We start from the raw sequence: 10,718 nt of genomic DNA, 5'->3' as shown, positions 1-10,718 counted from the left end.
TTTTTCTACCTCTTAATGGCTAGCGTCTTGATCAGAAATTAGACAGCATACTCATCATTCTCTTGAAAATTCTGGCCGCAGAAAAAGCAAGCACCAGAGGCAATAACGCTCTCCCTCCTTTGCGCAATGTCTAACCACCAGAGGTGTTAGACAAAACAGATATTGCGAATAATTGCATATAAAAACATTCTGCTTTATCGATCTTCTGCTGACCGCCCAGTCCACTAACTGACTTACATTTCCCACGCTTCCATTGAGATGAAAAGGTGCCATCGAAGCACCGTTTTCTACCTCTTCTGAGTGGCCATGAGTTACGAGGTACGGTAGATGACAGGGACACACGCCAACGACTTGAGGCCCATGACAGAGGTTCAGGTTCCAACAAGGGAGCGACATGGAGTGGCATCAAAAAGAAGGCCCACTACCGAGGTAGTGGGCCTATCAGGCGTGACCGCTGAGGCGATACGGGCTATTCGTAGGCCATCTGCTCGAGCTCCCGTCCACGGGTTTCCTTGACCCACTTCATCACGAACACCACCGAACAGGCGGCGAAGAAGGCGTAGACACCATAGGCACCCGCCAAGCCAATGCCGCCAAGCATGATCGGGAAGGTCATGGTGATCGAGAAGTTGGCCAGCCACTGGAACAGTCCAGCCACCGCCAACCCAGAGCCACGCACCTGATTGGGGAACATCTCGCCGAGCATGACCCACATGACCGGCCCCCAGGAGAGATTGAAGAACAGCACATAGGCGTTGGCGGCCAGCAAGGCGACGATCCCCATATCCCCGGCCAGTGACAGACGGCCATCCACCATCGTGGCCGTCGAGAAGGCGTAGGCCACCAGGCACAGGGTCAACGCCATGCCCACCGATCCCGCCCACAAAAGCGGCTTGCGCCCAATTCGATCGATCAGCGCGATGGCGATCAGACAGGCGCCGATGGACACCGCACCGCTGATCACATTGATCAACAGAGCATCCCCTTCGGAGAAGCCCACCGCCTGCCACAGCACCGCACCGTAATAGAAGACCACGTTGATGCCGACCAGCTGCTGAAACACCGCCAGCCCTATACCAACCCACACGATGCCGTGCACCCGCCCCGTTGCCGAGTTGATCAAGTCCCGCAGACTGGGGCTGTGATCCGCCGCCAGCGACGCCCGGATATCCTCCGCCTTGGCGCGCCCTTCAGCCTCGCCCATCAACAGCCCGAGCACCCGTATCGCCTTGTCATCGCGACCGCGACTGATCAAGAAGCGCGGGCTCTCGGGGATCCCCAGCAGTGCCACCAGAAACACCGCGGCAGGCAGGATCTCGATCCAGAACATCCAGCGCCAGGCATCGAACCCCAGCCACAGACTGGCAGTGGAAGCCCCGGCGAGGTTGGCCAGCAGGTAGTTGCTGAGAAAGGCGATGAACAGACCAGAAATGATCGCCACCTGTTGAATGGTCGCCAAGCGCCCACGCCGGTCTGCCGGTGCGACCTCGCTGATATAGGCGGGCGTCATCACGCTGGCAGCGCCGACAGCCATGCCGCCCAGTACCCGATAGACGACGAACTCGAGGGAGCCGGTGGCCACGCCGGAGCCCCAGGCGCTGACCAGGAAGAACACCGCGGACACGATCAGCAGCGACTTGCGACCGAAGCGGTCGGCCAGGCGACCGGCAAAGAAGGCCCCAATGGCGCACCCCAACAGCATGGAGGCCACGTTAAAGCCGGTACCGACACTGTCAGAGCCAAAGGCACTCTGCAGGCCGTCGACGGTGCCATTGATGACACCACTGTCAAAGCCAAACAGGAAACCGCCGATGGCGGCAACACTGCAAATCGCCAGGATATAGCGTTGTCGCTTGAGCTCAGCGAGCTGGTCTGGCGTGGTGGAATGTTCGTTCATGGGTACCTCCCGGCATCTTATTGTAGGTTGTGATGGAGCCCCGATACTGCTGGCGTGGCTGGGGTCTCTGCGGCTGGCTGCATTGGCTACAGCCAGCCGGCGTCGACCCAATAGTTGTGTGCGGTACATGCTGCTGCGGCGTCAGAGGCCAGGAACACCACCATGGCCGCTATATGGTGCGGCTGGATGCGCACCTTGAGCGCCTGTTCGGCAACGATCTGCGCCTCGTCTTCAGCGCTGTACCAGCGGGACTGCCGCTCGGTCTTGACGTTGCCGGGAATGACACAGTTTACTCGAATACCCTCTGCGCCCAGTTCGCTGGCCAGCGCCCGGGTCAGGCCTTCGATCCCGGCCTTGGCGGTCTCGTATAGCGCTAGGCCTGGCTGGCCCAGGTGCCAGCTGATGGACCCCAGGTTGACGATCGACCCTCCGCCCCGTCGCGCCATTCCCGGCGCCACCGCCTGGCTGGCGAAGACCAGATGGCGAAGATTCACCGCCATGCGCTCATCGAAGTAGTCCTGAGTGATGTCCGCCAGGCGATGGCGATCATCGTTGGCCGCATTGTTGACCAGCACATCGATATCGCCAATCTGGCCAAGGACTCCCTTCAGCGCCTCGGTATCGGTGATGTCACAGGCATGAAAGCTCACCCGCCCAGGGGGCCGCGCGGCAAGACGCTCTTCCAGACGCTCAACCAGGGCCTCGGACGGGGCTTTGCGGATATCGAGAAAATGCACCTCGGCGCCCTGCTCGGCGAATGCCGTGACCAGACCTTCGCCAATGCCTGTGCCTCCACCGCTGACGACCACTCTTTGGCCGGCGAGTCCCGGGTAATAGGCGATACCGTCTGCTCTTTGCGTGTTGCTCATGTTGGTCCTCTGGTGCGGATCGTCTGAGTGAGTGGCGATACGTCTGACTAGCTGTCCCCCGGCCCTTTGCGGCGGTCTTGCCGACGGCAACCAGACACCCCGCCATGCGCAACGAGAATCCGGATGCGCCTTACAGGCGAGGTTGTGCGAGCCATTAGTTAACAGAACTTACTTAAAGCCGAGTCTTGTAGAATCCTCACCGGAGCGCCATTGCACTTATGTCGAACCTATCAGCAAACACTGCTGTATCGCGGCGGCGACGGATCTCATTCCGGGCGCTGTCCCGGGGCCGGAAACTCCAGTCAAGCACCGCGCCGACTGATACACTGACGCCAACAAAAACTGACGGTTAACAACCCGGATGCTCGCCATGACGACACGCCCCGCAGGAGACCTGGGGTTTCTTAAACAGCACAATCGCGCCTCGCTGCTGGAGCTCTTGCGGCAAACCCCGGGGCTGACCCGTGCCGAACTGGCACAACGCTCGAAGCTGACAAAGGTCACCGTGGGGGCGGCGGTGCAGGAATTGCTGGAACACGGATGGCTGTGGGAAGGCGCGCCGATTCGCGGCGGCAGCGGTAGACCCGGAAAGGCGCTGTCACTGCATCCTGGTCATCATGCGGTGCTGGGGCTGGAAATCGGCGTGCACGGCCTTCACGCGCTGGCCATCGACCTCTCCGGCGCCATTCTGGCACAACGACATCAGCGCTTTTCCCCGTCGCAGCCCGATACAACTCTGGACACGCTGGCGGAGATGGTTCGCGAGCTGATCGACGACGCCCTTGGCACTCGCCAGCTGCTGGGCGTCGGACTGGCCGTGCCCGGCCCCACCTCGCCGCAACAGCACCGCCTCAGCCTTGCCCCCAACCTGGGCTGGCGAGATCTGCCCCTGCTCGACATGTTGAAGCAACGACTGCCGGGCCTTGCCAGCATCTGGACCATGGACAACGAAGCCAAGGCCGCCGCCTTCGGCGAGCTGTATCTGGCGCGATCATCGGCCACTAACGAAACGCCGGCGTCACTGCTCTATGTCAGCGCCGGCACCGGCATCGGCAGTGGCCTGGTGGAAGACGGCTCTCCGCCCAGGGTGATTCGCGGCGTGCACGGGCTGGCCGGGGAAATTGGACACACGGTATTGGTACCAGATGGCAAGGCCTGCCACTGCGGCAACCGCGGCTGCGCGGAGACCCTGGTATCGGGTTGGGCGCTGCGCGAACGGCTAGCCATCGACGACCATACCGAGCTTCACCAGGGTATCGACCAGCATCCCGACCAGGCAACGGTGGCGGACTGCCTTGACCAGGCCGGCAAGGCCCTCGGCCTGCTGCTGCTGAACCTCCACCACACCTTGAATCCAGGCCGCATCATCATTGGTGGCTCGCTGGTATCGCTGGGTCCGCGGCTGCTTGATCCCGCCCTCAGGTTCTTCGCCGATCATCAGAAGCATTTACTGCCCCAGGCCTCGACGGTGACGGTCCAGGTTCTGGAAGATAGCCGCTCCATCGCCTCCAGAGGCATGGCAGCCCAGGTGCTGTGCCAGGCGTTGGCCCGTCATTATGACGTCACTGTCTCAGCCTAGTCCGCCCCTAAGAACCATTGCTTAAACCCCTGCGGCGCCTTAGACAGCACCAGTCAGGTCACTCGACAAACGGCTCGGTAACCCGGCGATGGCTCAACATCAAGGCGTCGGCCACCTGTTCCAGCGGCGCCAGGTCCATGTCACTGTCACCGCTTGTCAGCAGTTCGTGAAAATGCCGGTAGACGCCCAGATACTCCCGCTCAGGGGCATCGACAAGGGTCTCGCCATCGAGGGACAGCCGAGCGCCACCACGGGACAGCACAAGACGGCCCGCCGTGGTGGCGAAGGTCATTTCCCAGCAAGGGGGATCTTCATGACGAAAATCGAAGTCGGCGCTGACGGCTGTCTCCGTCAAGGTCCGCCAGTGCAGACGCGCTGCGATGGGCGTCTGGGCGTTGGCCGGTATCTCGAGCTCGCCCTGGACCAGCAGCACAGGGTCCGACACTAGACAGGTGAGTATCGACAGCGCGTTGATCCCAGGGTCGAACACCCCCATGCCGCCGGCCTCCCACAGCCACGGCTGGCCCGGGTGCCAGACCCTGACATCCTCGTGCCAGCGGATGTCCACCCGCTCGATATGCTGCTCGGCTAGCCATTCCCGCGCCCTGGCGATGCCAGGCGCATAGCGGGAATGCCAGGCAGCAAACAGCACCTGGCCGCGTGCTTCAGCCTCCGCCTTCAACTGACGGGTTTCGGCCAGAGTGGCTCCCGGCGGCTTCTCCAGCAGCACCGCCTTGCCCGCCGCCAGCGCTTGGCGGGCCAACCGATGGCGCAGATGGGCCGGGGTGCAGATGGCGACCGCATCGATGCCCGAATCTGCCTCCAGCATGGCGCCGAGGTCAGCATAGCCAGGGATGCCCTCCAACCGAGCGTGAGGGTCGGCGCTGGCGACCAGTTCAAGTCCCGGCGTGGCGGCAATCGCCGCCACATGCTGATCCCTGACGATCTTGCCGGCGCCTACCACGCCAAGTCGGAAGTGCCCCATGGCTGACTCCTGCAGCGGAGGCCAATGCCTCCGCGTGGGTGAAAAGCCGCTCAGCATACGCCATGGCAGGCGCGACTCGCCAGTCAGCTATCACCCTCGCAGGCAACCACACCCTCAATGATTGTCCCTGGGCGGACTCTGGCGCGCCACATCTCGATAGGCATCGGCACCGCGCAGGGTCATGCCACGGTCCAGCGGTTCGATCAGGGTCCGCTGAATTTCCTGCCAGGGGGTCTGGTGACGCGGATAGGGATAGCCACCGTTGTCCTCAAGCTGCTGGCGTCGTGCGGCCAGCTCCTGCTCATCCACCATCAGCCGGACCTCGCAGCGTGCCAGGTCCACCCGCAGGCGATCCCCTGTCTGGACCAGTGCCAGTGGGCCGCCGGTAGCCGCTTCCGGCGAGGCATTGAGGATCGATGGCGAGCCCGATGTGCCTGACTGTCGCCCGTCACCCAGGCATGGCAGGGAATCGATACCCTGACGAATCAAGGCCTCGGGCGGCTGCATATTGACCACCTCGGCACCGCCAGGATGCCCCACTGGACCGGCGCCGCGCATGATCAGGATGGTGTTGGCATCAATCTCGAGCGCTGGGTCATCGATCCGCGCGTGATAATCCTCCGAGCCATCGAAGACCACCACCCGGCCCTCGAAGGCCTCGGGATCGTCGGGATTCTCGAGAAAGCGACGGCGGAAATCCGGCGAGATGACGCTGGTCTTCATCAGCGCCGACTCAAACAGATTGCCCTTCAGGTTCAAGAATCCGGCATGCTGGACCAGCGGATTATCGAAGCGGCGGATAACCTCCTCGTCCAGCGTCTGCTGGCCGCTGACATTGTCGGACAGGCTCTGTCCGTTGATGGTCAGCGCCTCACCGTGCAGCAGGCCGCGATCCAGCAGCTCGCGCTGAACCGCAGGCACACCGCCGGCGCGATGGAACTCCTCACCCAGGTACGCCCCTGCCGGCATCACGTTGGCCAGCAGCGGCACCTGGTGACCAAGACGCTGCCAGTCGTCATTGTCGAGCTCGACACCGGCATGGCGGGCGATGGCATTGACGTGAATTGGCGCATTCGAGGAGCCCCCCAGCGCCGAGCACACCACCACGGCATTCTCGAACGCCTGGCGAGTCAGGATATCCAGCGGACGCAGGTCTTCCCAGACCATCTCCACTGCCCGCTCGCCGGTCTGATAGGCCACCATGGAGCGTTCCTTGTAGGGCCCTGGGATCATCGCCGACCCCGGCAGGCTCATGCCCAGTGCCTCGGCCATGGAGTTCATGGTAGATGCGGTACCCATGGTGTTGCAGTGCCCCACCGAAGGCGCCGAATCGGTGGCCCGAGCCAGGAACTCGGTGTAGTCGATGTCACCTGCGGCCAGACGCTTTCTCAACTCCCAGATAATGGTGCCCGATCCCACCCGCTCGTTGCCCCGCCAACCGTTGAGCATGGGGCCGCCGGACAGCACGATAGCGGGAATGTTCACGGTGGCTGCGGCCATCAGGCAGGCCGGGGTGGTCTTGTCGCAGCCAGTGGTCAGCACCACCCCGTCCAGCGGGTAGCCATGCAGCACTTCCACCAGCCCCAGATAGGCCAGGTTGCGGTCCAGGGCAGCGGTGGGTCTGCGCACGTTCTCGTGAATCGGGTGCAGCGGGAATTCGAACGGCACCCCGCCGGCGGCACGAATGCCATCCTTGACGCGCTTTACCAGCTCGATGTGGTGGCGGTTGCAGGGGGTAAGATCCGAGCCAGACTGGGCGATCCCGATGATCGGCTTGCCCGAGGTCAGCTCATCGAGGGTGACCCCATAGTTCATGTAGCGCTCGATGCACAGCGCCGTGGTGCCCGGATGATCAGGGTTGTCGAACCACCAGCGTGAACGCAGCTGGTCGGGTGTCAGACGTGGACGATGGGACATGACAACAGCTCCTGCCAAGGCCGGTGGCGCACCACCGGCCAAAGATGAATGTGGGCCCTTGTTGGTGCTTGCCTCAGTGAGAGTGACGCGGCACCTCGGCGCCACGGCAGCCCACCAGGAAGTCAAAGTCACAGCCCTCATCGGCCTGCAGCACGTGCTCGATATAGAGCTGGCGATAACCGCCGGTTGAGGCGATCTCGCGCGACGCGGCGGTGGGATCGCTGGCCGCCAGCCGGCGGCTGAGCTCTTCCTCGCTGACATCCAGGTGCAGACGGCCTTCGTAGGCATCCAGCTCGACCCAGTCACCGTTTTCCACGGCGGCCAGGGGGCCACCGGCAGCGGCTTCCGGCGCCACGTGGAGCACCACGGTACCGTAGGCGGTGCCGCTCATGCGTGCGTCCGAGATACGCACCATATCAGTAACGCCCTGGGCCAACAGCTTGGAGGGTAGCCCCATGTTGCCGACCTCCGCCATGCCGTGATAGCCCTTGGGACCGCAGTGCTTCATGACCAGAACACTGCTGGCGTCCACCTCCAGGTCCGGGTCGTTGATGCGCGCCTTGTAGTCATCGAAATTCTCGAATACCACGGCGCGGCCCCGGTGGCGCATCAGTTCAGGGCTGGCAGCGGAAGGCTTGAGCACCGCGCCCTTGGGCGCCAGGTTGCCACGCAATACGCACATGCCGCCATCATCGACAAGGGGGTTGTCCAGGGCGCGAATGACCTGATCGTTATACAGAGGCGCATCCTGAACGTTCTCCCACAGGGTCCTGCCGTTGACCGTCAGTGCCGACTTGTGGGGAAGACGGTCTGCCTCGCCCAGGCGGCGCAGCACGGCGGGCAAGCCACCCGCATAGTAGAACTCTTCCATCAGGAAACGGCCCGATGGCTGCAGATCGACAATGGTCGGGGTGCCGCGACCGACTCGGTTCCAGTCATCCAGCGCAAGCTCGACCCCCATGCGCCCGGCGATGGCCTTCAAGTGGATCACCGCGTTGGTGGAACCGCCGATGGCCGCATTGGTACGGATGGCGTTCTCGAAGGCCTCCTTGGTCAACACCTTGGACAGCTTGAGGTCTTCCTTGACCATATCGACGATGCGGTTGCCGGACAGGTGGGCCAACACGTAGCGACGCGAGTCCACCGCCGGGATAGCGGCATTGTGAGGCAGCGAAACGCCCAGAGATTCTGCCATGCAGGCCATGGTGGAGGCCGTGCCCATGGTGTTGCAGGTACCAGCCGAACGGGACATGCCCGCCTCCGCCGCCATGAAGTCGTGCATCGAGATCTTGCCGGCCTTGACCTCTTCCGATAGCTGCCAGACCACGGTACCGGAACCGATATCGCGTCCCTTGTGCTTGCCGTTGAGCATGGGCCCACCGGTCACCACGATGGCGGGAATATCACAGCTCGCCGCCCCCATCAGCAGCGCAGGCGTGGTCTTGTCACAGCCCGTCAGCAGCACCACCCCGTCGATGGGGTTGCCGCGAATCGCTTCCTCCACGTCCATGCTCGCCAGGTTACGGGTAAACATGGCCGTCGGGCGCAGGTTCGACTCGCCATTGGAGAACACCGGAAACTCCACCGGATAGCCACCCGCTTCCAGCACGCCCTTCTTGACGTGTTCCGCCAGCTTGCGGAAATGCGCATTGCACGGTGTCAGCTCGGAAAAGGTATTGCAGATCCCGATGATCGGACGGCCATCAAACTCATGATCCGGAATCCCCTGGTTCTTCATCCAGCTGCGATACATGAAGCCGTTCTTGTCGGCGGTACCGAACCATTGATGGCTACGCAGCGAGACCTTGCTGTCGGAGGAGTCCGAGCGGGTCGCCTGGTCGCCAGAGGCGTCGGTACAAGAGTCGGCAGGGAGATCCTGGTCGCGGTTGGCCATGGGTCGGTTCCTCGGGTCAGTCACGGATAGCAATAAGGGTGGTGGTGGCACTGGCGCCTGTTGCCGGCGAGTTCAGCGCGCACGACGACGGCTTCAACGGCTACGGCTCTGTCCGCAAAGCGCCTGTCGAAACAACAAGGGCGGTGACGAGACGAACGCTGTGCCGAGCCAAGGCGGCGTCGAGATAGACGACACCTTACGGAGCAGGGACGTCAAAGTACACACATACAAAAGTCTATGTTGAACATTTAAAGAGGGCGAGCAAGAATTGCCGCCACACCAATAACGATCACGCTCTCATCAGGGAGATCGACCATGTCAGCACCCCTCACGCTTTCTCGTCTGGCCGCCGCCGTCGGCGTCGCGACCCTCGCCATCGGCGCCGCGAGCACCGCTCAGGCGGCAGAATACGAGTGGACCTTCCAGGCGTCGGAGACCGCCGGCGAGCCCAGCTTCAAGATCAAGCAGGAGTGGGCAGAACGCATTCAGACCATGACCGATGGACGCGTCGCCATCGAGGTACTGCCGATCAACGCGGTGGTCGGCCCGACCGAGACCCTGCAAGCGGTCAGCTCCGGTATTCTTCAAGGCCACATGACCGATCCCAGCTACTTCTCGGGCCAGAACCCTGCTTTCGGCATGATCGGTAACCTGGTAGGCGCCTGGAACGACTCCTACGACTTTCTCGAGTTCATGCATAACGCTGGTGGCGAAGAGCTCTACAACGAGCTGGTCGAACCCTATGGCGCCCACCTGATCAGCGCGGCCACCTTTACCCTGGAGTCGATTCCCTCCACCGTGCCGATCGAGACCCTCGAGGATTTCCAGGGCCTCAAGATTCGCGCGCCCCAGGGCATGGTCTACAACATTTTCGAGCGCGTCGGCGCGACCCCGGTGAACCTGCCGGGCTCCGAGGTGTACACCGGCCTGGAGAAAGGCGTCATCGACGCGGCTGACTCCACCGTGCTGTCGAACAACGACGCCCAGGGCCTGCACGCCTTTGCCCCCTACCCGCTGTATCCCGGCTTCCACTCCATGCCGATGATTGCGGTATCACTGAACAAGGACATCTGGGACGGCCTGCCGGACGATCTCAAGACCACCCTGGAAACCGCCTTCGACGCCATGTCCTATGACCTGATCGCACGGCTCAAGGCCCAGGACATCGAGACCCTGGCACGTCTTCAGGCCGACCCCGAGGTGCACCCCTTCGACCTGCCGGATAGCGAGCGCAAGGCGTTCCGTCAGGCTGCCGAACAGGAATGGCAGGAGTGGTCAGGCAAGAACGAGATGACCCAGAAGATCTACGACTCGGTCACCGCCTTCCTGACCGCCCGCGGCCAGCTGTAAACGGCGAGCCCTGGCACAACGCCAGGACCTCACCTCCACCCACCCTTGCGGCGGTGCCACGGCACCGCCCCCTCATTTCCGGATCGTGCCCTGGTGCGATCCTCAAGCCGTCGAGGAAGTCCCATGACAGACCTGCCGGGACAGGACGCCGACAAGGCGCCCGAACGCGCACCCGACGTGGTGCGCAGCCGCTTTGACCAGGGCGTGGTCAAGGTCGCTCAGCTGGC

Annotated in this window: 7 protein-coding genes; 2 read left to right on the top strand and 5 right to left on the bottom strand. The window is 62.8% G+C overall.

The window, feature by feature from the left end:
• Positions 1–469: 469 nt before the first annotated feature.
• A complete protein-coding gene (locus KUV41_RS09360) occupies positions 470–1,897 on the bottom strand; it encodes a sugar porter family MFS transporter (RefSeq protein ID WP_222483352.1) in 1,428 nt (475 codons plus the stop codon).
• A gap of 86 nt (positions 1,898–1,983) precedes the next feature.
• The gene (locus tag KUV41_RS09355; RefSeq protein ID WP_222483353.1) at positions 1,984–2,766 is read right to left on the bottom strand and encodes an SDR family NAD(P)-dependent oxidoreductase; all 783 of its coding nucleotides are present in this window, start codon (positions 2,764–2,766) and stop codon (positions 1,984–1,986) included.
• A gap of 370 nt (positions 2,767–3,136) precedes the next feature.
• Between KUV41_RS09355 and KUV41_RS09350 the strand changes: the two genes are divergently transcribed.
• Complete coding sequence (locus tag KUV41_RS09350; protein ID WP_261389743.1) at positions 3,137–4,345, top strand: ROK family transcriptional regulator; 1,209 nt, start codon at positions 3,137–3,139, stop codon at positions 4,343–4,345.
• 58 nt (positions 4,346–4,403) lie between these two features.
• Here KUV41_RS09350 and KUV41_RS09345 read toward each other — a convergent pair whose 3' ends face one another.
• The 3 genes from KUV41_RS09345 to KUV41_RS09335 all read right to left on the bottom strand — a co-directional run bounded on the left by KUV41_RS09345 (position 4,404) and on the right by KUV41_RS09335 (position 9,141).
• Entirely contained in the window at positions 4,404–5,330 is a 927-nt protein-coding gene (locus tag KUV41_RS09345; RefSeq protein ID WP_222485788.1) for a Gfo/Idh/MocA family protein, read from the bottom strand.
• Between the two features lie 114 nt (positions 5,331–5,444).
• Positions 5,445–7,247: an IlvD/Edd family dehydratase gene (locus KUV41_RS09340; protein ID WP_222485787.1), complete on the bottom strand. Its 1,803-nt coding sequence runs from the start codon at positions 7,245–7,247 to the stop codon at positions 5,445–5,447.
• A 73-nt stretch (positions 7,248–7,320) separates the two neighbouring features.
• Entirely contained in the window at positions 7,321–9,141 is a 1,821-nt protein-coding gene (locus tag KUV41_RS09335; protein ID WP_224852112.1) for an IlvD/Edd family dehydratase, read from the bottom strand.
• A gap of 315 nt (positions 9,142–9,456) precedes the next feature.
• Here KUV41_RS09335 and KUV41_RS09330 point away from each other — a divergent pair, with 315 nt between their 5' ends.
• Positions 9,457–10,491 carry a TRAP transporter substrate-binding protein gene (locus KUV41_RS09330; protein ID WP_206939470.1) on the top strand — a complete coding sequence of 345 codons (1,035 nt, stop codon included), beginning with the start codon at positions 9,457–9,459 and terminating at the stop codon, positions 10,489–10,491.
• Positions 10,492–10,718: the final 227 nt, after the last annotated feature.

This window comes from Halomonas sp. DP8Y7-1 (genome assembly GCF_019801685.1).
Classification (GTDB): Bacteria; Pseudomonadota; Gammaproteobacteria; order Pseudomonadales; family Halomonadaceae; genus Halomonas; species Halomonas litopenaei_A.
This window is presented reverse-complemented; position numbering and strand designations above follow the sequence as displayed.